At 71.3% G+C, this 22,279-nt stretch carries 20 protein-coding genes; 8 read left to right on the forward strand and 12 right to left on the reverse strand.

Translation table 11 applies throughout. The features are described 5' to 3' along the window. Positions 1–299: 299 nt before the first annotated feature. From ABT025_RS03210 to ABT025_RS03225, 4 genes are all read right to left on the reverse strand, one after another. Positions 300–1,775, reverse strand: coding sequence for a GntP family permease (locus tag ABT025_RS03210; protein ID WP_350989233.1), 1,476 nt, complete (start codon positions 1,773–1,775; stop codon positions 300–302). 114 nt (positions 1,776–1,889) lie between these two features. After that, the gene (locus ABT025_RS03215) at positions 1,890–2,309 is read right to left on the reverse strand and encodes a RidA family protein (RefSeq protein ID WP_350989235.1); all 420 of its coding nucleotides are present in this window, start codon (positions 2,307–2,309) and stop codon (positions 1,890–1,892) included. Between the two features lie 6 nt (positions 2,310–2,315). Continuing rightward, the gene (locus ABT025_RS03220; protein ID WP_350989237.1) at positions 2,316–3,074 is read right to left on the reverse strand and encodes an IclR family transcriptional regulator; all 759 of its coding nucleotides are present in this window, start codon (positions 3,072–3,074) and stop codon (positions 2,316–2,318) included. Continuing rightward, on the reverse strand, positions 3,071–4,123 hold the full coding sequence (locus ABT025_RS03225) for a sugar kinase (protein ID WP_350989242.1): 1,053 nt from the start codon (positions 4,121–4,123) through the stop codon (positions 3,071–3,073). The genes ABT025_RS03220 and ABT025_RS03225 overlap by 4 nt, the downstream gene beginning before the upstream one ends. 159 nt (positions 4,124–4,282) lie before the next feature. On the opposite strand from ABT025_RS03225, the gene ABT025_RS03230 reads away from it, so the two are divergent. The 3 genes from ABT025_RS03230 to ABT025_RS03240 all read left to right on the forward strand — a co-directional run bounded on the left by ABT025_RS03230 (position 4,283) and on the right by ABT025_RS03240 (position 8,217). Further along, on the forward strand, positions 4,283–5,581 hold the full coding sequence (locus ABT025_RS03230; protein ID WP_350989244.1) for an alanine racemase: 1,299 nt from the start codon (positions 4,283–4,285) through the stop codon (positions 5,579–5,581). Between the two features lie 112 nt (positions 5,582–5,693). Then, positions 5,694–7,328: an N-acyl-D-amino-acid deacylase family protein gene (locus ABT025_RS03235; protein ID WP_350989246.1), complete on the forward strand. Its 1,635-nt coding sequence runs from the start codon at positions 5,694–5,696 to the stop codon at positions 7,326–7,328. Positions 7,329–7,362: 34 nt separating this feature from the next. Continuing rightward, positions 7,363–8,217: a DUF1206 domain-containing protein gene (locus ABT025_RS03240; RefSeq protein ID WP_350989248.1), complete on the forward strand. Its 855-nt coding sequence runs from the start codon at positions 7,363–7,365 to the stop codon at positions 8,215–8,217. 62 nt (positions 8,218–8,279) lie between these two features. Here ABT025_RS03240 and ABT025_RS03245 read toward each other — a convergent pair whose 3' ends face one another. The 7 genes from ABT025_RS03245 to ABT025_RS03275 all read right to left on the reverse strand — a co-directional run bounded on the left by ABT025_RS03245 (position 8,280) and on the right by ABT025_RS03275 (position 14,636). Next, positions 8,280–9,203 carry a S1 family peptidase gene (locus ABT025_RS03245; RefSeq protein ID WP_350989250.1) on the reverse strand — a complete coding sequence of 308 codons (924 nt, stop codon included), beginning with the start codon at positions 9,201–9,203 and terminating at the stop codon, positions 8,280–8,282. A gap of 114 nt (positions 9,204–9,317) precedes the next feature. After that, positions 9,318–9,977, reverse strand: coding sequence for a response regulator (locus ABT025_RS03250; RefSeq protein ID WP_350989252.1), 660 nt, complete (start codon positions 9,975–9,977; stop codon positions 9,318–9,320). Continuing rightward, the gene (locus ABT025_RS03255) at positions 9,974–11,128 is read right to left on the reverse strand and encodes a sensor histidine kinase (RefSeq protein ID WP_350989254.1); all 1,155 of its coding nucleotides are present in this window, start codon (positions 11,126–11,128) and stop codon (positions 9,974–9,976) included. The genes ABT025_RS03250 and ABT025_RS03255 overlap by 4 nt, the downstream gene beginning before the upstream one ends. Then, entirely contained in the window at positions 11,125–11,961 is an 837-nt protein-coding gene (locus tag ABT025_RS03260; RefSeq protein WP_350989256.1) for a CPBP family intramembrane glutamic endopeptidase, read from the reverse strand. The genes ABT025_RS03255 and ABT025_RS03260 overlap by 4 nt, the downstream gene beginning before the upstream one ends. A 193-nt stretch (positions 11,962–12,154) precedes the next feature. Then, positions 12,155–13,024, reverse strand: a complete 870-nt coding sequence (locus tag ABT025_RS03265; protein ID WP_350989258.1) for an AraC family transcriptional regulator — start codon at positions 13,022–13,024, stop codon at positions 12,155–12,157. A gap of 29 nt (positions 13,025–13,053) precedes the next feature. Beyond that, positions 13,054–13,965 carry a DUF3626 domain-containing protein gene (locus ABT025_RS03270; protein ID WP_350989259.1) on the reverse strand — a complete coding sequence of 304 codons (912 nt, stop codon included), beginning with the start codon at positions 13,963–13,965 and terminating at the stop codon, positions 13,054–13,056. Next, a complete protein-coding gene (locus tag ABT025_RS03275) occupies positions 13,965–14,636 on the reverse strand; it encodes a methyltransferase domain-containing protein (protein ID WP_350989261.1) in 672 nt (223 codons plus the stop codon). The genes ABT025_RS03270 and ABT025_RS03275 overlap by 1 nt, the downstream gene beginning before the upstream one ends. 101 nt (positions 14,637–14,737) lie before the next feature. Here ABT025_RS03275 and ABT025_RS03280 point away from each other — a divergent pair, with 101 nt between their 5' ends. The 3 genes from ABT025_RS03280 (at position 14,738) to ABT025_RS03290 (ending at position 17,535) form a co-directional block, all read left to right on the forward strand. Next, positions 14,738–15,571 (forward strand): arylamine N-acetyltransferase family protein, encoded by an 834-nt coding sequence (locus tag ABT025_RS03280; RefSeq protein ID WP_350989263.1) that lies wholly within the window; start codon positions 14,738–14,740, stop codon positions 15,569–15,571. Positions 15,572–15,807: 236 nt separating this feature from the next. Then, complete coding sequence (locus tag ABT025_RS03285; RefSeq protein WP_350989265.1) at positions 15,808–17,019, forward strand: pyridoxal phosphate-dependent aminotransferase; 1,212 nt, start codon at positions 15,808–15,810, stop codon at positions 17,017–17,019. 102 nt (positions 17,020–17,121) lie between these two features. Further along, the gene (locus ABT025_RS03290) at positions 17,122–17,535 is read left to right on the forward strand and encodes an SCO4983 family protein (RefSeq protein WP_350989267.1); all 414 of its coding nucleotides are present in this window, start codon (positions 17,122–17,124) and stop codon (positions 17,533–17,535) included. Between the two features lie 331 nt (positions 17,536–17,866). Here the strand turns inward: ABT025_RS03290 and ABT025_RS03295 are convergent, their stop codons facing one another. After that, a complete protein-coding gene (locus ABT025_RS03295) occupies positions 17,867–19,693 on the reverse strand; it encodes a phosphoenolpyruvate carboxykinase (GTP) (protein ID WP_350989269.1) in 1,827 nt (608 codons plus the stop codon). Positions 19,694–19,902: 209 nt separating this feature from the next. On the opposite strand from ABT025_RS03295, the gene trhA reads away from it, so the two are divergent. Next, entirely contained in the window at positions 19,903–20,601 is a 699-nt protein-coding gene (trhA, locus tag ABT025_RS03300; RefSeq protein WP_350989271.1) for a PAQR family membrane homeostasis protein TrhA, read from the forward strand. A gap of 159 nt (positions 20,602–20,760) precedes the next feature. Beyond that, the gene (locus ABT025_RS03305) at positions 20,761–22,278 is read left to right on the forward strand and encodes an MFS transporter (protein ID WP_350989273.1); all 1,518 of its coding nucleotides are present in this window, start codon (positions 20,761–20,763) and stop codon (positions 22,276–22,278) included. Position 22,279: the final 1 nt, after the last annotated feature.

A 22,279-nucleotide genomic window follows, 5' to 3' on the forward strand; every position in this document is an offset into this window, starting at 1 on the left:
CCGCGACACCGCGACACCGCGACACCGCGACACCGCGACACCGCGACACCGCGACACCGCGACACCGCGACACCGCGACACCGCGACACCGCGACGAGGGAGGATCACACGCCCGACTCGACGGAGACGCAGGCCTCTTGAGCTTTCCGTTCGGCCGGCGGACGGGGCTTCGGACGGGGCTCCGGACGAGGGCTTCGGAGGGGCTCCGGACCGAGGCCACGTGCGAGGTACTACGCCGGTAGTGTCCCCGGGGGGGGGAGATCCTGGACTTGAGCCCGGCCCGATGCGGACGAGCGGCCCTAGATCACCAGGCTGAGCAGCGCCGCCACCACGAACCCCGCGACCGACAGGACCGTCTCAAGGACCGTCCAGGACTTCAGGGTGTCGCGCTCGGAGATGCCGAAGTACTTCGACACCATCCAGAAGCCGCCGTCGTTGACGTGCGAGGCGATGATCGAGCCGGCCGAGATCGCCATGATGATCAGCGCCAGGTGCGGCTGCGAGAAGTCCTGGTCCTCGACGAGCGGGACCACTATGCCGGCGGTGGTGACGATGGCGACCGTCGCCGAGCCCTGGGCGATGCGCAGCACCGCCGAGATGAGCCAGGCGAGCAGGATGACGGGCAGACCGACGTCGTTGAACGTGTCGGCGAGCGCGTCCGCGATGCCGCTGCTCTTGAGGACGGCGCCGAAGATGCCGCCCGCGCCGACGACGAGCAGGATGTTGCCGACCGGCTTGAGGGACGAGGTCGACACGGATTCCAGGGACTTGCGGGACCAGCCGCGACGGATGCCGAGCAGGTAGTAGGCGAGCAGCAGCGCGATCGTCAGGGCGACGAACGGGTTGCCGAAGAACTCGATGACGGAGCGGAGCGTCGAGGGGTCGAGCGCGATGGAGGAGAACGTCGCGGCGAGGATCAGCACCAGCGGCGTGCCGATGATCGCGAGTACGGTGCCGAGTGCGACGGGTGCCTCGTGCGGGGTGACTCCGGCGGCCCTCTGCTCGGCGACGACCGCGGCCTTCGCCTCGTCGGCGGCCTCGACCATGTCCTGCGGGACCTCGACGAAGATGCGCTTGCCGATCCAGGCGGCGTAGGCCCAGGCGGCCAGGACGGACGGGATGCCGACGACGGCGCCCATCAGGATGACCCAGCCGAGCGAGACGTGGAAGAGGCCCGCGGCGGCGACCGGGCCGGGGTGCGGCGGCAGGAACGCGTGCGTCATGGACAGGCCCGCGAGGAGCGGCATCGCGTAGAGCAGGATCGACTTGCCGGAGCGCTTGGCCGCCGCGTACACGATCGGCGCGAGGACGAAGATGCCGACGTCGAAGAAGACCGGGATACCGAAGATCAGACCGGTCAGGCCCATCGCGAGCGGAGCACGCTTCTCACCGAAGAGGTTCAGCAGCCGGGTGCTCAACACCTCGGCGCCGCCGGAGACTTCGAGGATCGCGCCGAGCATCGTACCGAGGCCGATGATGATCGCGACATGGCCGAGGATGCCGCCCATGCCGGACTCGATCACGGAGACGGCGGCGGACTTCTGCACCGTCCCGAAGAGCTCGGTGACGGAGAGGCCCGCGCCCAGGCCGACGGCTATGGAGACGGCGAGCAGCGCGACGAACGGCTGCAGCCTGACCTTGATGATCAGGAAGAGGAGGAGCGCGATCCCGAGGACGGCGACGGTCAGGAGACCGGCCGTCCCGTCTATGAGGAGGAGGAGTCCACCGGTGTGGGGTGGCGTCTCGGCCGGTGGGGGGACTGCGGCGAGCAGCATGGGTAACTCCGTTGTCTTCCATGGGATTCGGGCAGGGGGGAGCGCGGCACGGCGCCTCGGTGGGGCGGGGCGCCGTGACCGGCGTGGTGGGGCGGTGGTGCAACGGGATCAGGCTCAGCCGAGGACTGCGAGGGCGTCGATCTCGATGAGCAGGCCCTTGGGCAGGCCGACGTAGACCGTCGTGCGGGCGGAGGGAGCCTCCTTGAGGTTCTGCTCGCCGAAGTAGGTGTTGTAGATCTCGTTCATCTCGGCGAAGTGGTCCACGTCCGTGAGGTAGACGCGCATCATCATCACGTCGTCCCAGCTCGCGCCGCCTTCTTCCAGGATCGCCTTGACGTTGGCGAAGGTCTGGAGTGTCTGCTCGCGGAGGGTCGGCCCGGCCGGGGTCGGGGCCTGGCCCTCGGCTGCGGGCAGGAAGCCGACCTGGCCGGCGACCTGGAGGATGTTCCCCTTCCGCACCCCGTGCGAGAACTTCGCGGGCGGGGTGGTGTGGGTGCTCGGGGTGAGGGCGGTCTTCTCGGTCTTGTCGGTCATCGCTGATCAGGCTTTCTTGGGTCGGTTGGTGCCGGAGTACTCCCGGCTGATGGTGTCGGCGGTGCGACGGACCAGGGGGAGCAGGGTGAGGAGTTCCTCGGCCGTGACGACCACGTTCGGCGCGGAGACCGACATCGCGGCGACGACGCGCCCGTCGGTGCCGCGAATGGGGGCGCCGACGCAGTTGATGGACTCCTCGTGGCCGCCGAGGTCGGTGGCCCATCCCTGTTCGCGCACGGTGGCGAGTTCCTTGAGGAATGCGCCGGGTCCGGGGGTCGAACGGGACGTGTACATGGGGTAGTCGAGCTTCTCCGCGATGGCGCGCCGCTCGGTTTCGGAGAGGTCGGCGAGCAGCAGTTTGGCCACGGCGGCGACGGTGATCGCGACGGGTTTGCCGATGCGGGAGTACATCCGGACCGGGTAGCGGCTCTCGACCTTGTCGATGTAGAGGACCTCGTTCTCCTCGTACACGGCGAGGTGAACGGTGTGTCCGCAGTTCGCGTTGAGCTCGACGAGGTGCGCGTGGGCGATCTCCCGTACGTCGAGGTTCTCGACGGCCTCCTGCGCGAGGGCGAAGAGCCGTGCGCCGAGGCGGTAGCGCTGGTCCTGCTGGCGGTAGACGAGCCCGTGCTCGTGGAGCGTACGGAGCAGGCGCAGGGCCGTGGACTTGTGGACGCCGAGCCGCTCGGCGACCTGTCCGAGGTCGGCGGGTCCCTGTGCGAGGAGCGGCAGGATGCTCAGTGCCCGGTCGACGGTCTGACTCATTGCGTACGTACCTCCTGGTCGTCCCCCGTCCACCCGGGGCCGAGACGCAGTCTCCCCCAGGCGGCGTCGTCGAGGGCCGCGAGGCGGTCGGCGTGGTCGCGGGCGGGCGGGTCGGTGAGGTCGCCGGGGACGGTGAGGACGGCGGCGGCCATCAGGTGACCGTGCCGGGCCCGGTCGCGGACGGGCAGTCCGCGCAGGGTGGCGGAGAGGAATCCGGCGGCGAAGGCGTCACCGGCGCCGACAGGGGCGACGACGTCGACGCGGAGGGCGGGGACGTCGGTGACGGTGCCGGCCGGGCCCGGTCCTCCGGAGAACACCGTCGCCCCGTCCGCGCCCCGCTTCACCACCAGGACCGCCGGTTCCGGCAGCGCCTCGCGGATCGCGTCGGCGCCCTTCACCTCCCACGCCTCCTCCGCCTCGTCCTCGCCGACGAAGACGAGGTCCGCGCGGCGGGCCAGGTCCAGCAAAACGCCGGGGGACGCGTCGGCGCCGCGCCACAGCCCGGGCCGGTGGTTGACGTCGAACGAGATGAGCGGGCGTCCGGGGCGCGGGGCCGTCAGCTCGTGCAGCAGTGCCAGGCAGTCGGCGGAGAGCGCCGCGGTGATGCCGGACAGGTGCAGGACCCGGCCGGCGAACAGTGCCTCGTACGGAACGTTCGAGGGTGACATCGCGGAGGCGGCGGACCCGGCCCGGTAGTACGCCACCTCGTGGACGTCGGTGCCGCGGTCCGTCGCCGTACGGAAGTAGATGCCCGTGGGCCTGGCCGGATCGCGCCGTACGGCGGAGGTGTCGACGCCGTACGCGGAGATCGCGTCGACGAGGTGGTCGCCGAAGCCGTCCTCCCCGACCCGGCTCACCCAGGCCGCGCGGTGCCCGGCCGCGGCGAGGGCGCAGGCCACGTTGGACTCGGCGCCGCCGATGCCGCGGCCGAAGGACGGTACGTCGGCGAGGCACCCGGGCTGCGAGGGCAGGAACGTCACCATGGACTCACCGAGGCACACGACATCGGTGGTCGCGTCGGCGTCGGTCCTGGCCGGGGTTCCGGACACTCGGGCTCCTCGGGTTCGGGCGGGCGGCGCCGGGTCTCACCATTGACCGGGCGTCGGCTCGGATGTTAGACAGCCCTGAGCGATATACGCAATGGGTGTTGCATATGTTGCAACGGTGAGAGTCACCGACCGCATGACTTCGATCGAGGAGGCACCCCCATGGCCGACGAACGCCCCGTCGCCGGACTTGCCGGACTGGCCGAGGAGCGGGTCGACCACCGGTTCAAGGCGCTCCCGCCCGACGCGGCCGGCCTGACCGTCGGCGACCTGGCCGCCGAGCGGCGCAACCTCTTCACCGGCGGGTTCACCACCCCGGTGCTCGCCCTGTCCGCCGAGTCCGTCGAGCACAACCTCGCCCTGTTGGAGACGTACGCACAGCGCCACGGCCTCGCCTTCGCACCGCACGGCAAGACATCGATGTCCCCGCAGCTGTTCGCCCGCCAGCTGGAGCACGGCGCGTGGGGCATCACCGCGGCGGTGCCCCACCAGGCGCGGGTCTACCGGGCGTTCGGGATCCAGCGGATCTTCCTCGCCAACGAACTCGTCGACGCCGTGGCGCTGACCTGGCTCGCGGGCGAGCTGGCCGCCGACCCGGACTTCCGCTTCGTCTGTTACGTCGACTCGGTGCGCGGCGTCGAGCTGATGGACGAGGCCCTGAGCGCGGCGGGCACCTCCCGCCCGGTGGATGTCGTCGTGGAGCTCGGCGCCGGCGAGGGTGCCCGCACGGGTGCCCGCACGGAGGCCGACTGCGCCGCGGTCGCCGATGCGGTGGCCGCCGCCGGGACGCTGCGCCTGGCGGGCGTGGCCGGTTACGAGGGCGAGGTGCCGGACGCGACGGGCGAGCGGGTCCGGGACTGGCTGCGCCGGCTCGTCGCCCTGGCCGCGGACTTCGACGCGGCGGGGCGGTTCGCCGCGTCGGCCGCCGATGAGCCGATCGTGATCAGTGCGGGCGGCAGCGCATGGTTCGACGCGGTCGCGGACGTGTTCGCGGAGATCCCCGAACTCTCCTCCCCCGTAATCAAGTTGCTCCGCTCGGGGGCGTACGTCTCGCACGACGACGGGCACTACCGCCACCTCACGCCCTTCAACCGGGTCCCCGAAGAGGGAGCGCTGCAGCCCGCCTTCCGGCTCTGGGCGCAGGTCGTGTCGCGTCCCTCGGCCGAGCAGGCGTTCCTGAACGCGGGCAAGCGGGACGCCGCCTACGACCTCGACCTGCCCCAGGCGCAGGTCGTGCGGTCCGGGCGCGACGGTTCGGTGCGGGAGGCGACGGGGATCGAGATCACCGGCCTGTCGGACCAGCACGCGTGGGTGCGGACGGGCGACGGGGCCGGGCTGGAGGTCGGTGACTGGGTGGGAATGGGCCTGTCACACCCGTGCACGAGCTTCGACAAGTGGCAGCTCATCCCGCTCGTGGAGGCGGACGGCACGGTCACGGACTACATCCGCACGTTCTTCTGATCCCGGCCGCCGAGACGGGGGCCGGGGCCTGATCCCCCGGCACTCCCCGATCCGGCCGACGAGCCGGGGGCCGGGGCCCGGTCCCCCGGCCCCGCCCCCCGAAAGGCCCCCCATGGACCTGGTCATCCGCGACGCCCGCGTCATCGACGGCACCGCCACCCCTTCCTACCGCGCCGACGTGGCCCTCTCCGGCGGCCGCATCGCGGAGATCCACCGCGAGGACTCCCCCGGCCCCCGCCCCACCGCCGTCCGGACCCTGGACGCCGACGGCCTCGCCCTCTCCCCCGGCTTCGTCGACATGCACGCCCACAGCGACCTCGCCCTGCTGCGCGACCCCGACCACAGCGCGAAGGCGGCGCAAGGCGTCACCCTCGAAGTGCTGGGCCAGGACGGGCTTTCGTACGCCCCCGTCGACGACCGCACGCTCGCCGAGGTCCGGCGCTCCATCGCCGGGTGGAACGGCGACGGGAGCGACATCGACTTCGACTGGCGCTCCGTCGGCGAGTACCTCGACCGGCTCGACCGCAACTTCGGCGGCCGGGGCATCGCGGTGAACGCCGCCTACCTGATCCCGCAGGGCACCGTCAGGATGTACGCGGTCGGCTGGGACGACCGGCCGGCCACCGATGCCGAACTGACCCGGATGAAGCAACTTGTCGCGCGGTCCATGGCGGAGGGCGCCGTCGGGATGTCCTCCGGACTCACCTACACCCCGGGCATGTACGCGGACGACGCCGAACTCACCGCCCTGTGCCGCGTGGTGGCCGAGCACGGCGGCTACTACTGCCCGCACCACCGCTCGTACGGCGCCGGTGCGCTGGAGGCGTACGAGGAGATGGTGCGGCTCACCCGCACCGCGGGCTGCGCCCTTCACCTCGCCCACGCCACCATGAACTTCGGCGTGAACGAGGGCCGTGCCCCGGAACTGCTCGGCCTCCTGGACCGTGCGCTCGACGCGGGCGCCGACATCTCCCTCGACACCTACCCGTACACCCCGGGCTGCACCACCCTGGTCGCCATGCTGCCCAGCTGGGCCGGTGAGGGCGGCCCCGAGTCGGTTCTGACGCGCCTGGCCGACGAGGCGTCGGCGGCGATGATCCGCCACGACCTGGAGGTCGTGGGATCGGACGGCTGCCACGGTGTGCCGATCGAGTGGGACACCATCGAGATCTCGGGCGTCACCGTGCCGGACCTCGCCGCGTACGTCGGCCGTACGGTCGCCGAGTCTGCGCACCTGCGCGGCGAGGAGCCCTGGGTGACCGCCCGGCGGCTGCTGCTTCAGGACCGGCTCGGGACGACGATCCTCCAGCACGTGGGCCACGAGGAGAACGTCCGGCAGATCATGCGCCACCGCGTCCACACCGGCGGCAGCGACGGAATCCTCCGGGGCGACAAGCCGCACCCCCGGGCGTACGGCACGTTCCCGCACTATCTCGGCCGGTACGCGAGGGAGCTGGGCATCCTCTCCCTGGAGGAGTGCGTCGCCCACCTCACCTCCCGGCCGGCGGCCCGCCTGCGGCTGCCCGACCGCGGATACGTGCGCGAGGGCTACCGCGCCGACCTGGTGCTCTTCGATCCGTCGACGGTGGCCGCGGGCTCGACGTTCGCCGAGCCCCGCACCCTGCCCGTCGGCATCCCGCACGTGCTGATCGACGGCCGGTTCGTGATCGAGGACGGCAGACGGACGCAGGTGCTGGCGGGCCGCTCGGTGCGGTCCGGCACGGCGGCTGCCGCCGGGGCGCGGTAGTTTCCCGCCTCCCGGCCGGGGCAACCGGCAGAACATGAATATCTCTGCGACAGCCCGGAGAAGTCACGGCAGGGCGAGACGGGCGGGCAACAGTTCAGCCGTCGAAGCGGGCGGCCGGGCGGGGTTCGTGGCCCGTGGAGTGATCTACTTCCTGGTCGGCGTGCTCGCGCTGCGCATCGCGTTCGGGAGCGGCGGAAACGGCGGGGGCGGAGAACAGGCGGACCGGGGCGGGGCACTGGCGGAGATCGCGCGGAAGCCCTTCGGTTCCGTTCTGCTCTGGGTCCTGGGAGCAGCTCTGGTGGGTATGGCCCTGTGGCGGCTGTCCGAGGCGGCGTTCGGGGCCGCGGGCCCGGACGGGCGCAAGGCGACCAAGCGCCTGGCATCGGCGGGGCGTGCCGTCTTCTACGCCTTCGTCTCGTACTCGGTCCTGATGTTCGCCGCGGGCGACCGCGGCAGCGGCAGCGGTTCCGGCGACGCGCAGTCGAAGGACGTCACGGCGCAGGTGCTCGGCATGCCGGGCGGGCGATGGCTGGTGGGGGCGGCCGGTGCGGTCGTCGCGGGCGCGGGCCTGTGGATCGCGGGCCGTGCCGCCCTGCGGAAGTTCCACAAGCATCTCCGCCTCGGCGAGATGTCGCCCGCCGTGCGACGCACGGTGGACGTCACCGGGGTCCTCGGCGGCGTCTCCCGTGGACTCGTCTTCGCGGTGGCGGGCGGATTCGCCGTCGCCGCCGCGGTGAAGGCCCGCTCGGGCGAGGCCAAGGGGATGGACGACACCCTGCGGTCGTTCAGCACGACGCCGGCCGGTCCGTGGCTGCTGGCACTGATCGCCGTCGGACTGGCGGCCTTCGGCCTCTTCTCCTGCGCCAACGCCCGGTGGCGGAGGATCTGACCGGGGCACCGGCCGGGAGCGGGGCGGGACCACGCATGTGCGGCCCCGCCCCGCTCCGCCCGTCACGGCTTGGGCAGTGCGCAGCCTTCACGGTCGAGATCGAAGACGTTGCCGGTTCCGATGCACGGCACGATGCCGTAGGTCTCCTGGGCGTAGTTGATGCCCTCGCGGACCGTCACCTGCCCGTTCTCGTCGACCTCGCACGGGTTGTTGTCCGTGCACTCCTGCCCGTCCTCGTTGCCGGTGTTGTTGACGGCGACGACCTTGCCGGTGGCGTTGTCGATCACCGGCGAGCCGGACGTACCGCCGATGGTCTGGCAGGCGGAGGTGTAGCGGACCGAGTCCTTCCAGGTCCACTCCCCTTCCTTGAGCCGGTAGACGAACCCGTCGACGTTGCAGCTGTACGTGCGCTTCCAGTACCCGGACACGACGGTGATCGCGGTGCCCTGCACCGGGTGCGCGGTGTTGAGCTCCAGCGCCTTGATGCCGTAGGTGCTCTCGATCTGGGCGTACGTGGAGGTGAGTTGGTACACCGATATGTCGGTGTCCGTCATCGTCCCGTACGCGACCTTGCTCGCCCGCAGTGTGCCGACGCCGCTGCCCGCGGAGTTCAGCAGGGTGAAGCTGCGGGTGGACGGCTGGTTGAACACGACCTCGCCCGGGCCGGGGAAGCCGGACTCCAGGCAGTGTCCGTTGGAGAGCACCAGCGCGGGATCGCCCGGCTGGGAGGCGGGCGTACGGACGACCGATCCCGAACAGTTGCTGAGCGCCACGGTCCCGGCGAAGCCGATGGCCTTGGGCCTGACCTTCGCCTGGAGGGCCGCGTGGCCGGACGACGCCGCGTCGGCCGCGGCGCTGCCCGCCGGCACTGCCGCCCTGACCGTGCCGGGTGCTGACGCGTCGTGGCTTGTGGCCGCTGCCGCGGGCGCGGTGCCGGCTCCGAGGAGCAGCACCGCGAAGAGCGCACCGACGAGAGGCTTTTTCATGTGGGGGTCCCCTCAAGTGACCTGCGCAGAGCGTGAAGAGCCTCTGCGACCGAAGTTCTTCCGGTTTGACATGCGCATGGTGGCGCACTGAGGGGAACCCCACAAGGGGCGATTTCAGGTCACCAGGCCCTGCCGGTAGGCGTAGACGACCGCCTGGACGCGGTCACGGAGCCCGAGTTTGGCGAGGATGCGCGACACGAACGTCTTGACGGTCTCCTGGCTGATCAGGAGGGTCACGGCGATCTCGCTGTTGGAGAAGCCGTCCGCGATGAGTCTCAGGACCTCCCGTTCACGCGGGGTCAGCGGGATGTCGTGCGGGGTGCCGCCGGTCGGGCGGATCCGGGCGGCGTACCGGCCCACGAGCCGGCGAGTCACTTCCGGATCCAGCAGGGCGGCGCCCGTCTGCACGGTCCGGATTCCGTGCAGCAGATGGGCGGGCGGTGCGTCCTTGAGCAGGAAGCCGCTCGCCCCGGCGCGCAGCGCCTCGTAGACGTACTCGTCCAGATTGAACGTGGTCACCACGAGCACCTTGGCGGGATGCTGCACCCCGGCACCGGCCAGCAGCCGGGTGGCCTCGATGCCGTCGAGCACCGGCATCCGGATGTCCATCACCACGACGTCCGGGCGCAGCCGCCCGGCCATGTCGACGGCGGTGCGCCCGTCCCCGCACTCGCCCGCCACTTCGAGGTCGGGCTGGGCGTCGATGATCGTGGCCAGCCCGGTGCGGACCAGGATCTGGTCGTCGCAGACCAGGACCCGGATCGGCGCGCTCATGCGGAGCTTCCCGCGGGTATGCGGGCCCGTACGACGAAGCCGCCGCCCGCGTGCGGGCCGGCGCTGAACTCGCCGCCCAGGACGTCGACCCGCTCCCGCAGACCGGCGAGGCCCCGCCCGCTGCCGCCCGGTACCCGGGCCCGCGAGCCCGGACCGTCGGTGCTGACCTCCACGGAGATCTCCTTTTCGCTGTGCCGCACGTGGACCGAAGTACGGCTTCCCTGAGCGTATTTGAGGGCGTTCGTCAGCGACTCCTGCACCACCCGGTAGGCCACGAGATCGGCGCTGCCGGTCGACTCCGCCGGAGTGCCCTCCTCGGTGAACTCCACGGTCTGCCCGGCCCGACGGGTCTGCTCCACCAGCGGGAGCAGCCTGCCGACGGTCGGCTTCCTGGCCCCGGCGCCGTGATCGGGGTTGAGGAGGTCGAGCAGGTGCCGCAGGTCGGTGATGGCCCGCCGGCCGGTGTCGGTGACGGTGGTCAGGGTCTGGTCGAGGCGTTCGGGCGAGGCGGTCAGGTAGCGCGCCGCCTCGGCCTGCACGACCATCGCCGTGACGTGATGGGTGACGACATCGTGGAGCTCCCTGGCGATGCGGGTGCGCTCGGCGGCGCGCGTGTCCTCGGCGACGCGGCTGCGGCGCTCGGCCTCCGCCGCACGGGTGGATCGCAGCCAGGCTCCGGCGCCCCAGGCGCAGGCCAGCATCAGGTAGAACGTCACGAACTCGATGGGCGGTTCGCCCGGCCCGAACCTGAGGAGCGCGAGCGACAGCGGCACGTACGCCGCGGAGAGCACAAGCACGACGGCCCGCCGGTGCCGTTCCAGATGGGAGCCCGCGCTCAGCAGGGCGATGGGCAGCGCGGCGCCCGCGACCAGGTGGTAGCCGCGGATCTGGTCCACGGCGAAACCGAGGGACACCAGGGCGACACAGGCCACCGGCCACCGCCGGCGCGCGGCGAGCGGCAGGCATTCGAGGGCCACGACCACGACGGCCGCCGCGTCGAAGGAGTGGGCGGGCATCCCGCCGAACTGCGTACCCCGGCTGTGGAGCACCGGCACGAGCGACGCCGCGAGGAGGAGCAGCCCGAGCGGAAGGTCACGCAGGGCGATGTCGAGCCGGCGCCACTGCTCGGGAAGGCGCGGAGGACTGGTCACCGGAGAACTGTAGTCGGGGCCTCGCTCCTGACGGCCCGTCGGGGACGGGGGACCACGTGGCCGCGCCGGTGGGCCAGCCACATGAACACGCCGGTCAGCACCACGCCGAACGCCACCGAGTACACGCTGCCTTCGGGGCCGAAGGCGCCTCCGGTGATCAGCTGCGGGCCCGAGGTCACGGAGTCCAGCAGCCCCTGCTGGGTGTCATTGCCCGAGACCTCCGTACTGAAGATGCCGGACGCGGCGAAGTTCCACCCGAAGTGCACACCGATGGGCAGCCACAGCTTGCGGGTGGCCGCGTACGCGGCGGCGAGCATGCCGCCGGCCTCGATCGCGATGGCGACGGCGCCCCACAGGTCGGCGTCCGGGTTGAACAGGTGTGCCAGACCGAACAGCGCGCCCGTCAGCGTCAACGCGAGCCAGGTGCCCGCACGCTCCTCGACGAGCCGGAACAGCACGCCGCGGAACAGCAGTTCCTCCGTCACGGCGGCGGCGGCCATGAAGCCGGTCAGTCCCACCGCCCCCGTGACGGTTCCCAGCCCGTCGACCTCGTAGTGGCCGAGCAGGGCGATGTTCGCGATGACCGCCCCGAACAGCGCGACGCCGATCAGCACCCCACGGCCGGTACCCGCCCGCGCGCCCTCCCGGGACAGCTCGGTGACCGGTCGGCGTTCGGTCCGCCCCACCACCCACCGGTAGACCGGCACGGCGAGCACCGCCGTCAGAAGGCCGAGAATCAGCGTGAGCCACGGATTCCCCTCCACCGCGGCGACGCACTGACCGCCGATCATCGCGACCGCGGCTACGGCGGCGAGCTGCCAGACCACTCTCATGAGAACTCCTCAGCGACACCCGCGGACGGTGCGCCGCGGCTTCGCTTCGACGCTACGGATCCGGCGGGCAGGAGTCGTCACCGCACAGTGGACACCTGCCTGTAGCTCGCACGGGGGACAACCCGCGGCCCGGGGCACGTCCAACGCACCCTGGGCCGCGGGCCGTTCTGCCGGGACGCCGGCGTCGGCCCCCTCAGGCCGCCGTGCCCCGCTCCACCGGAATCCACAACTGCGCGTCCGCCTGCGCGCCGTCGGGCGAGACGCGGACCCTGAGGATCTCCGGTCCCGGCCGGCTCCGGTACGGATTGGACGGGAACCACTCGGTGAACACGTCCCGCCACAGGTGCTGGAGCGCCTGCGGGAAGGCGCCCGAGCTGTCGAAGACGGCCCAGGTGCCCGCCGCCACGGGAAGCGCGTCCATGTCATCGGGAACGGGCGCGGAGCTCACCACCCCGTGGTAGTAGTCCAGTTCGGTACCCTCTGCCCGGCTGTCGGCAAGGTCGTCGCTCACCTGGACGATCCCCTCCGGCTCCTGATCGGACAGGTCGTGGATGCGCTCCACGGTCTCCTTGCCGATGCTCCGGACGAACTCGGCGATGGCCGGGTTCACCCCCTCGTGCACCAGCGGAACGCGCGCCTTCCTGCCCACCACACGGAACTCCTCCTTCTCCACGATCCGGTATCGCATGCTGCTGGTCCCTTCGACGACGAGGCGGAAGGACATCCGGGGCTGGGACCGCAACGCGGCCCCGGTGCGCCTGGCCTCGCCCGGACCGATGCCGTGCATGGCACGGAACGCGCGGGCGAACGCCTCGCCCGAGGTGTAGCCGTACCGCACCGCGACATCCAGCAGCGTCCGCTCACCGGCCAGCACCTCGGCTCCCGCGACCGTGAGCCGCCTGCGCCGGATGTACTCCGACAGCGGGATCCCGGCGAGTGCGGAGAACATCCGCCGCAGGTGGTACTCCGAGGTCATCGCGATCCTGGCCAGCTCGGCGACGTCGACGCTGCCGTCGAGCCGCGGCTCGATGTGGTCCATGGCCTCGTTCAGCCGCTCAAGCACCCGGGTCTCCTTCCCTTTCGTCCACCACGCTAGGAAGGAACCACCCTGCCCCACCCGACATCCTGTGCCCGGTCCGGTCGGGTGCGTCGGCGGGGCGGGGCCGCCGGGGCACCGAAGCGGGCCAGGCAGTGCCAGACCCTCTTCAGCGACTGGTGGTCGTGGCGGCCGGCACGGACGGCGTCACCGATGATCCGCGGGTCGAGAAACCCGTCCTCGGCGATCCCGGCGCCCAGGACGACGAACTCCTCGCCCCGGTAGTCGCCGTGCCGGCGCAGCTCCTCGACGCCCAGCCGGAATCCGTCATGCCATTCGGTACGGAACGGCAGGGCGTGGGCCGCCGCCTCCACCGGGGTGCCGCGGTAGCACGGGTCGAGGACGAGGGCCTCGATGTGCCGGTCCAGCAGGACCGGACCGTGGATCTGGGCCTCGATGTAGTCGTCCAGTGCGTCCCGGTCGTCGGACTCGGCCAGCTCGATCAGGTGCATCCCGGCCGCGACGCCGAAGTCGGCGGGCTCGGCGGCACTGTCCGGATAGCAGAAGGTCGCGCGCGGCAGGGCTTCCGCCGTCAGCCGCACGTGCGCCGAGCCGAACCTGGGGGCTGCCCCTACGGCGGAGCGCCGGAAGTCCAACGCCCCGTACACCGGGCGCTGCTCGCCCGGCACCCCGTCGTAGGCGCCGTCGAAGATCCGGCTCTCCCAGCGCCACCGGTCCCCGCCCGGATACGCCGTGAGGCCGCCGTTGCCGGTGCCCGTCACGAACTGCGAGCGGTAGGCACCGTCCCGCGCCAGCGCGTCCAGCACGGGCAGCCCCGCCGTCTCGCGGTCCGGGTGGAAGTTCAGCGTCAGCCGCAGCGAGGGGTCGAGCGGCCTCCCCGAGGACAGGGAGGCGACATGCCTCAGCGCCCGGTCCCTGGGGGAGACGGCCGGGCCGGCCGGCAGCATCAGGACGCCGCTGCCCGGCTGCCCGCCCTCGCCGCTTCGAGTACGTCGTACCCGACGAAGTCGAACATCCGCTGCCCCGGAGCCAGTTCACCCGGCCTGCCCGTGAAGCGGTGGGCGCCGACGCCGAAGCCCGCGTCCGGACCGGACAGCCACAGCCGCTCGAAGCCGCGCTCCTCGAACCAGTCGCAGACCATTGGCACGCGGTCGGGTGCGTGGCGGTTGCGTGTCCAGACGACCGTGCCGCCGGTCCGGCACAACCGGGTGCAGGTGTCGACGGTGCGCTCGATGCCGGCGTCGACGATGTTGCCGAACACACCGCAGACCAGCACGAGATCGGCGGGCGCCAGGCCGAGGTAGTGATCGGTGAGCGAGGCGTCGCCCGTGACCACGTCCACCCGGCTCAGACCCGCCCTGCGGGCCGACTCCCGTGCGTATGCCGTGTTCCCGGGGTCGAGCTCCACCAGCCGGGCCCGGACGTCGTCGCGCCGGGGGTGGTCCGCCAGCACGTCGATGAGGTCGCGCCCCTGGCCCGCGCACACGCTGACCACCCGCAGCGGGCCGGGCGGCGCGGCGTCCAGGGCGTCCCGGATCCGGTCCTGGACGGCGCGCAGCCGCCGTGCCATCCATGATTCGGGAGCGTCGTACGCGTCGTGCCAGGCCTTCCAGTCCATGGCCGGGACCCTACGACGAGGACAGCCGCCCGTCACGCGGGTTACAGGTGCCCGGCTCCGGCGGGAGGCGCCCGGCCGACCGGGCTGCGTACCGTCGGTGCATGACTTCCGACCGCGAACACGTCCTCGACCTCGATGCCTATCTCGCCCGCATCGGCTGGAGCGGGGAGCGCCGGCCCACCGTGGCCGTGCTGCGTTCCGTGCACCGTGCGCATGCGCTGGGCATCCCGTTCGAGAACCTGGACCCCGTCCTCGGCACCGTGCCCTCGCTCGACCTCGCCGATCTGGAGGCGAAGCTCGTACGGAGTGAGCGGGGCGGCTACTGCTACGAGCACAACACGCTCCTGGCCGCCGCACTGCGGGCGCTGGGCTTCGAGGTCACGCTGCTGTGCGCCCGGGTCGTGCTGGGCGCCGGCCCCGGGGACGTCCGGCCGCGGACGCACATGCTGATGCGCGTCGGGGTGCCGGGCGAGCCGACGCCGTATCTCGCCGACGTCGGCTTCGGCGCCGCGGGCTCGCTGCTGGAGCCGATCCCGCTGGCCGCGGGCGCCGAGCTGTACGACACTCCGCGCCGCCACCGGCTCGTCCACACGACGCACGACGGGCCGCTCGAGCTGTGGGAACTCCAGGCCCGGGCGGGCGACGGGGCTTGGCAGGGGCAGTACGCGTTCACGGTGGAGCCGTTCGAGGCGCCCGACTTCGAGGTCATCAACTGGCACATCGCGACCAACCCGCGTTCGCCGTTCGAGCATCTGCTGTACGTGCAGCGCACCACCCCTGACGCCCACCTGTCGCTCGCCGGGCGCACCCTCGTGGTGACGGACCACGACGGCGGGCGGGAGGAGCGTGAGCTGTCGGACGCCGCGGAGACGGTCCGCGTCCTCGCCGACACCTTCGCGATCCGCCTGCCGGAAGGTGCCCGGCTGCCCGGGTGACCGTGGCGGCGCCGGCGGGCCGCGGCGCGCCGTGGCGCATCTCACCCGCCCCGGTCCGTCACGCCCCCGTTCCACCCCATTCCAAGCCCCGGCCCGGCCCCCGCCCCGGGTTCCCACGGTCCCGGGGCACGGGCACATGGCGATGGAAGCCGGGGCGGGGGACCGACGGACCCGTGTGGGTCAATGACCCCGGAAAGGCGGGGCGGCCCGCGAAACACAGTCGTAAGCTCGCAGACATGCAGGTCATCCAGTCCACGAAGCTCGCCAACGTCTGTTACGAAATCCGGGGCCCCGTGCTCGAGGAGGCGATGCGGCTGGAAGCAGCAGGCCATCGCATCCTCAAGCTGAACACCGGCAACCCTGCCGCGTTCGGTTTCGAGTGCCCGCCCGAGATCCTCGAGGACATCCTGCGCAACCTCTCCGGGGCGCACGGTTACGGCGACGCGAAGGGGCTGCTGTCCGCTCGGCGGGCGGTGATGCAGCACTACCAGACCAAGGGGATCGACCTCGACGTCGAGGACGTCTACCTGGGCAACGGGGTCTCCGAGCTGATCCAGATGTCGATGCAGGCGCTGCTCGACGACGGCGACGAGGTGCTCGTTCCGGCTCCGGACTATCCGCTGTGGACGGCGTCGGTCTCGCTCGCCGGCGGGACCGCCGTGCACTACCGCTGCGACGAGCAGTCGGACTGGATGCCGGACCTGGCCGACATCGAGCGGAAGATCACCGACCGCACCAAGGCCATCGTCATCATCAACCCGAACAACCCGACGGGTGCGGTGTACGACGACGAGATGCTGCGCGGCCTGACGGAGATCGCCCGTCGTCACAACCTGGTGGTCTGCTCCGACGAGATCTACGACCGGATCCTGTACGACGGAGCGACCCACACCCCGACCGCCGCCATCGCCCCCGACCTGATGGTGCTCACCTTCAACGGGCTGTCGAAGAACTACCGGGTGGCCGGCTACCGCTCGGGCTGGATGGCGGTCTGCGGACCGAAGGCGCACGCCTCCTCGTACATCGAGGGGCTGACGATCCTGGCCAACATGCGGCTGTGCGCCAACATGCCCTCGCAGCACGCCGTGGCCACGGCACTCGGCGGACGGCAGTCGATCAACGACCTGGTGCTGCCGGGCGGCCGGATCCTGGAGCAGCGGGACGTGGCGTACGACCTGCTGACGCAGATTCCGGGCGTGACCTGCGTGAAGCCGAAGGGGGCGCTGTACCTCTTCCCCCGGCTCGACCCGAAGGTCTACAAGATCAAGGACGACCGGCAGATGGTCCTCGACCTGCTGCGGGCCGAAAAGATCATGGTCGTGCACGGGACGGGGTTCAACTGGCCGGAGCCCGATCACTTCCGGGTCGTGACCCTGCCCTCCACCGAGGACCTGACGGACGCGATCGGCCGGATCGCCCGCTTCCTGGACGGATACGGGCAGGTGTGACCCGGTCGCGGTCATCGCACGCATCCCACTGTTTCGAAGATGGACAACTTTAGACTGAATCCAAGCTAGGATGGTTCCCACAGCACCACCAGGAGGCCATCCATGTACGAACCGATCCGCACCAAATCGGTCCACACACCGGCCGACCACGCCGAGGACTTCCCACACCGCACCCGCGAGGAGGAGCTGGACATCCAGCTCGCCGGGCACCTGGCCGCCCTGCTCGCGGTCACCGACGAACTGGGCCTCGCCGAGGCGGGCGACCGCATCGCCGAGCAGGTCGCCCGGTTGCGCGGCGCACCGCCCGCCCGGCAGGCCGGACTGAGCGACGCACCCGCGGCCACCCTCCACCGCCGCGCCCACGCCCTCGCGGGCCGGGCCCTGGTGGTGGCGGCGTCCCGCGCCGACACCGTGGTCGCGATCCTCTCGGCCGAACGTATGGACGCCCACACCGCAGCGGTCTCGGCCGCTGCCGCCGGCTCCCCCGCCCCGTCGCGGCTGGTCGGCGCCCTCTGACGGCCCCGGTCCACGGCCGTCGAGGCGCGTGGACCGGGTGCCACCCCCTTCACGGGGCCGGCGAGGACGCCTCGGCCGGAGCCGTCGACAGGAACGTCACGTCGGTGCGCACACATCTCGGCCGGCGCCGGACCGGCGGTCTCCCTGGTCGCCGTGACCCCCACCGCCAGGTCCTCGAAACCCGCTGCAAACGGGAGCGGCCCCCGGAAACGTATGACGGTTCCGGGGGCTGCTCCAGGGACGTGTTCGTGCACGTCCCTACCGCGGCGGGCCGTTGACCCCACAGGTCAGGGCGGATGTCGGGAACCCGGCCACGGAGTTCGGGGGGCGGTCAGCCCAGGCGCTTGACCAGCGCCCGGTACTCGTCCCACAGTTCCTTCGGCGTGTGGTCACCGAAGGTGTTGAGGTGCTCGGGGACCAGCGCCGCCTCCTCGCGCCAGACCTCCTTGTCCACCTTGAGCAGGAAGTCCAGGTCGGACTCGGAGAGGTCCAGGCCGTCGGTGTCGATCGAGCCCTTGGCCGGCAGGATGCCGATCGGGGTCTCGACGCCCTCGGCCTTGCCCTCCAGGCGCTCGACGATCCACTTCAGGACGCGGCTGTTCTCGCCGAAGCCGGGCCAGACGAACTTGCCCGCGTCGTTCTTGCGGAACCAGTTCACGTAGTAGATCTTCGGGAGCTTCGACTGGTCCGGCTTGTCCGCGCCGACCTTCAGCCAGTGGTTCATGTAGTCGCCCATGTTGTAGCCGCAGAACGGCAGCATGGCGAACGGGTCGCGGCGCAGCTCGCCGACCTTGCCCTCGGCGGCGGCGGTCTTCTCGGAGGCCACGTTGGCTCCCAGGAAGACACCGTGCTGCCAGTTGAAGGACTCGGTGACCAGCGGGACGGCCGAGGCGCGGCGGCCGCCGAAGAGGATGGCCGAGATCGGCACGCCCTTGGGGTCCTCCCACTCGGGCGCGATGATCGGGCACTGGCCGGCCGGAACGGTGAAGCGGGCGTTGGGGTGGGCGGCGGGCGTGCCGGACTCGGGGGTCCAGTCGTTGCCCTTCCAGTCCGTGAGGTGCTTCGGGAGCTCCTCGGTCATGCCCTCCCACCAGACGTCGCCGTCGTCGGTGAGCGCGACGTTGGTGAAGACGGAGTTGCCCCACATGGTCTTCATGGCGTTGGCGTTGGTGTGCTCGCCGGTGCCGGGCGCGACGCCGAAGAAGCCCGCCTCGGGGTTGATCGCGTAGAGGCGGCCGTCCTCGCCGAACCGCATCCAGGCGATGTCGTCGCCGATGGTCTCGACGGTCCAGCCGGAGATCGTGGGCTCCAGCATGGCGAGGTTCGTCTTGCCGCAGGCGCTCGGGAACGCGGCCGCGACGTACTTCGACTCACCGCGCGGCGGCGTGAGCTTCAGGATCAGCATGTGCTCGGCGAGCCAGCCCTCGTCGCGCGCCATCACGGAGGCGATGCGCAGCGCGTAGCACTTCTTGCCGAGCAGGGCGTTGCCGCCGTAGCCGGAGCCGTAGGACCAGATCTCGCGGTCCTCGGGGAAGTGCGAGATGTACTTGGTGGAGTTGCAGGGCCACGGAACGTCCTCCTGGCCCTCCTCCAGGGGTGCGCCGAGCGTGTGGACGGCCTTGACGAAGAAGCCGTCGGTGCCGAGCTCGTCGAGGACTGCCTGGCCCATGCGCGTCATGGTGCGCATCGAGACGGCGACGTACGCGGAGTCGGTGATCTCGACGCCGATCGCGGAGAGCGGCGAGCCGACGGGGCCCATGCAGAAGGGCACGACGTACATGGTGCGGCCACGCATGGAGCCGCGGAAGACGCCCTTCTCCCCCACGAAGATCTCCCGCATCTCGGCGGGGTCCTTCCAGTGGTTCGTCGGACCGGCGTCCTCCTCCTTCGCGGAGCAGATGAACGTCCGGGTCTCGACACGCGCGACATCGCTCGGGTCGGAGGCGGCGTAGTACGAGTTCGGGCGCTTGATCTCGTCGAGTTTGGTGAACGTGCCCTTGGCGACGAGCTCCCCGCACAGGCGCTCGTACTCGGCCTCGGAGCCGTCGCACCAGACCACTCGGTCCGGTTCGGTGAGGGCTGCGATCTCGTCGACCCAGGAGACGAGCTCCTGGTGGTTGGTGGGAACAGTGAGGGGAGCCGCGATGTCGCGCGCCACGATCGCTCCTTGGTGAGGGTGTCTGTTTGGTAGGCCCCGTGGGGGCTGCGACCCGGATGCTTCTACCCCTTCGAATTCCCTGGCGCTCATCCGGTGCCGACCGCACTCATTTGATCATCCGACCGATCCGCCCATATGTCCAGAGGGCCGCCCACGTGAGCATCGCCACTCATATTCGTTACCTACGGTGGCGTAGGTACGATGCGGGAATGACTGCTGCCGCCGCCGCGCCCGAACCCGCCGGGCTGGAACCAGCCGGAACCGATGCCGCCGAGCTGAAGCCACGCATGCGCGGCTGGCTGCACGCCGGGATGTTTCCCGCCGTCCTGATCGCGGGCATCGTGCTCATCGCGCTCACGGACAGCACCCGCGGCCGGATCGCCTGCGGGATCTACATCCTGGCGGCGTGCCTGCTGTTCGGCGTGAGCGCGGTCTACCACCGCGGCACGTGGGGGCCGCGCGGCGAGGCCGTACTGCGCAGGCTCGACCACGCGAACATCTTCCTGATCATCGCGGGCACCTACACGCCGCTGACCCTGCTCCTGCTGCCCGAATCGACCGGGACCCCGCTCCTGTGGGCGGTCTGGGCGGCGGCGGTCGCGGGCATCGCCTTCCGGGTCTTCTGGGTCGGCGCCCCGCGGTGGCTCTACACCCCCTGCTACATCGCGATGGGCTGGGCGGCGGTCTTCTTCCTGCCGGACTTCATGCGGACCGGCGGGATCGCGGTGCTGGTGCTCGTCGTCGTCGGCGGGCTGCTCTACAGCGCCGGCGGCGTCATCTACGGCATCAAGCGGCCGAACCCGTCACCGCGCTTCTTCGGCTTCCACGAGGTCTTCCACTCGCTGACCCTGGCCGCCTTCACCGTTCACTACGTCGGCATCTCACTGGTGGCCTACAACCACAACTGAGCACCCCCTCCCCCTCGACCAGGGCCGCGGCTTCCGAGCCGCGGCCCTTCTTCATGCCCGGATTCACACCAGGACGCGGAAGGCACACCCGAGCGGATTGACACTCACCACCTTTTGAGAGTTACTGTCACTTGACTTCAACTCTCAAAGGAGTAGGCCATGAACCGACGCTGGTGGGCCCTGGGGGCGCTGGTGGCGAGCATGCTCGTCCTCGGCTTCGACATGACGATCCTCAACGTGGCACTGCCGACCATGGCGGGAGACCTCGGCGCCACCACCGGTGAACAGCAGTGGATGGCCGACGCCTACGTCGTCGTGTTCGCCGCCCTGATGCTTCCGGCGGGCCTGCTCGGCGACCGGTTCGGCCGCCGGCGGATGCTCATCACCGGCCTCGGCATCTTCCTCGTCGGCTCGGTCGCCGGAACGCTCGCCGACGGCGTACCGGCCGTCGTGGCGGCCCGCTGCGTCATGGGCGTCGGCGGCGCGCTCGTCATGCCGCTCGCCCTCGCCGTCCTGCCCTCGCTCTTCGGTGAGCCGAAGGACCGGATCAAGGCCATCGGCATCGTCTCGGCGGCCTCCGCGCTCGGCATGCCGCTCGGTCCGATCCTCGGCGGCTGGCTCCTCGACCACTTCTGGTGGGGCTCGATCTTCCTGGTCAACATCCCCATGGTCGGCATCGGCATCACCGCCTGCGTGTTCCTGCTCCCCGAGACCCGGGACCCCGCGTCGCCCGAGGTCGACATCGTCTCCACCGCCCTGACCGCGACCGGCCTCGGCGCCCTGATCTACGCGATCATCGAGGCACCGGGCCGCGGCTGGGACGACCCGCTGGTGCTCGCCGTACTCGCCGCCGGTGCGGCACTGCTCGCCTCACTCGTCGTACGGGAACGCAAGGCCGCCCGCCCGATGCTCGACATGTCCCTGCTGCGGCAGCGGCCGTTCCTGCTCAGCGCGCTCGCCGCCACACTCGTGATGTTCGTGATGGCCGGGCTGATGTTCATCCTGCCCGGCTACCTCCAGGCCGTCCTGGGCCACGACGCCTTCGGCACCGGGCTGCGGATGCTGCCCATGATGGGCGGGCTGATCGTCGCCGCGAAGGCCGGCGGCCCGGTCACCGCACGGTTCGGCGCCCGCGCCACGATGTCGGCCGGTCTCGTCGTCCTCGCCTTCGCCGCGCTGCTCGGCAGCCGTACGACGATCGACAGCGGCTACGGCTTCACCGCGCTCTGGCTCTCCGTCGCCGGGTTCGGTTTCGGCTTCGCCGTCGTCCCCGCCATGGACGCGGCCCTCGGCGCCCTGCCCGCGGACCGGGCGGGCAGCGGATCGGGGCTGCTGATGACCGTGCGGCAGACGGGCAGCGCCCTGGGGATCGCCCTGCTGGGCAGCCTGCTCGCCGGTGCCTACAGCGGCCGGCTCGACACCACGGGCGTACCGGCGGCCGCCGCGGACGCGGCCGGGGACTCCGTCGTCGCCGCCCACTCCGTCGCCGCACGGCTCGGCGCGCAGCGGCTCGCGGACTCCGCCGACGCGGCGTACGTCCACGGGATGAGCCTGGTCCTGCTCGTCATCGGTGCGACGGCACTGGTGAGCGCCCTGCTGGTCGCGGCCTTCCTGACCACGCCGGACCGCCGGCGGACGGAGTCCGCGGACGTGGCCGCCGCCCCCGTCGATGCGTGAC

Origin of the sequence: Streptomyces sp. NPDC002809, assembly GCF_040295435.1 — a bacterium.
Classification (GTDB): Bacteria; Actinomycetota; Actinomycetes; order Streptomycetales; family Streptomycetaceae; genus Streptomyces.

Coding starts and splice junctions, on each gene's coding strand:
- ABT025_RS03210 (WP_350989233.1), bottom strand. CDS start 1,775: ATGCTGCTCGCCGCAGTCCCCCCACCGGCCGAGACGCCACCCCACACC.
- ABT025_RS03215 (WP_350989235.1), bottom strand. CDS start 2,309: ATGACCGACAAGACCGAGAAGACCGCCCTCACCCCGAGCACCCACACC.
- ABT025_RS03220 (WP_350989237.1), bottom strand. CDS start 3,074: ATGAGTCAGACCGTCGACCGGGCACTGAGCATCCTGCCGCTCCTCGCA.
- ABT025_RS03230 (WP_350989244.1), top strand. CDS start 4,283: ATGGCCGACGAACGCCCCGTCGCCGGACTTGCCGGACTGGCCGAGGAG.
- ABT025_RS03235 (WP_350989246.1), top strand. CDS start 5,694: ATGGACCTGGTCATCCGCGACGCCCGCGTCATCGACGGCACCGCCACC.
- ABT025_RS03240 (WP_350989248.1), top strand. CDS start 7,363: ATGAATATCTCTGCGACAGCCCGGAGAAGTCACGGCAGGGCGAGACGG.
- ABT025_RS03245 (WP_350989250.1), bottom strand. CDS start 9,203: ATGAAAAAGCCTCTCGTCGGTGCGCTCTTCGCGGTGCTGCTCCTCGGA.
- ABT025_RS03250 (WP_350989252.1), bottom strand. CDS start 9,977: ATGAGCGCGCCGATCCGGGTCCTGGTCTGCGACGACCAGATCCTGGTC.
- ABT025_RS03260 (WP_350989256.1), bottom strand. CDS start 11,961: ATGAGAGTGGTCTGGCAGCTCGCCGCCGTAGCCGCGGTCGCGATGATC.
- ABT025_RS03270 (WP_350989259.1), bottom strand. CDS start 13,965: ATGCTGCCGGCCGGCCCGGCCGTCTCCCCCAGGGACCGGGCGCTGAGG.
- ABT025_RS03275 (WP_350989261.1), bottom strand. CDS start 14,636: ATGGACTGGAAGGCCTGGCACGACGCGTACGACGCTCCCGAATCATGG.
- ABT025_RS03280 (WP_350989263.1), top strand. CDS start 14,738: ATGACTTCCGACCGCGAACACGTCCTCGACCTCGATGCCTATCTCGCC.
- ABT025_RS03285 (WP_350989265.1), top strand. CDS start 15,808: ATGCAGGTCATCCAGTCCACGAAGCTCGCCAACGTCTGTTACGAAATC.
- ABT025_RS03290 (WP_350989267.1), top strand. CDS start 17,122: ATGTACGAACCGATCCGCACCAAATCGGTCCACACACCGGCCGACCAC.
- trhA (WP_350989271.1), top strand. CDS start 19,903: ATGACTGCTGCCGCCGCCGCGCCCGAACCCGCCGGGCTGGAACCAGCC.
- ABT025_RS03305 (WP_350989273.1), top strand. CDS start 20,761: ATGAACCGACGCTGGTGGGCCCTGGGGGCGCTGGTGGCGAGCATGCTC.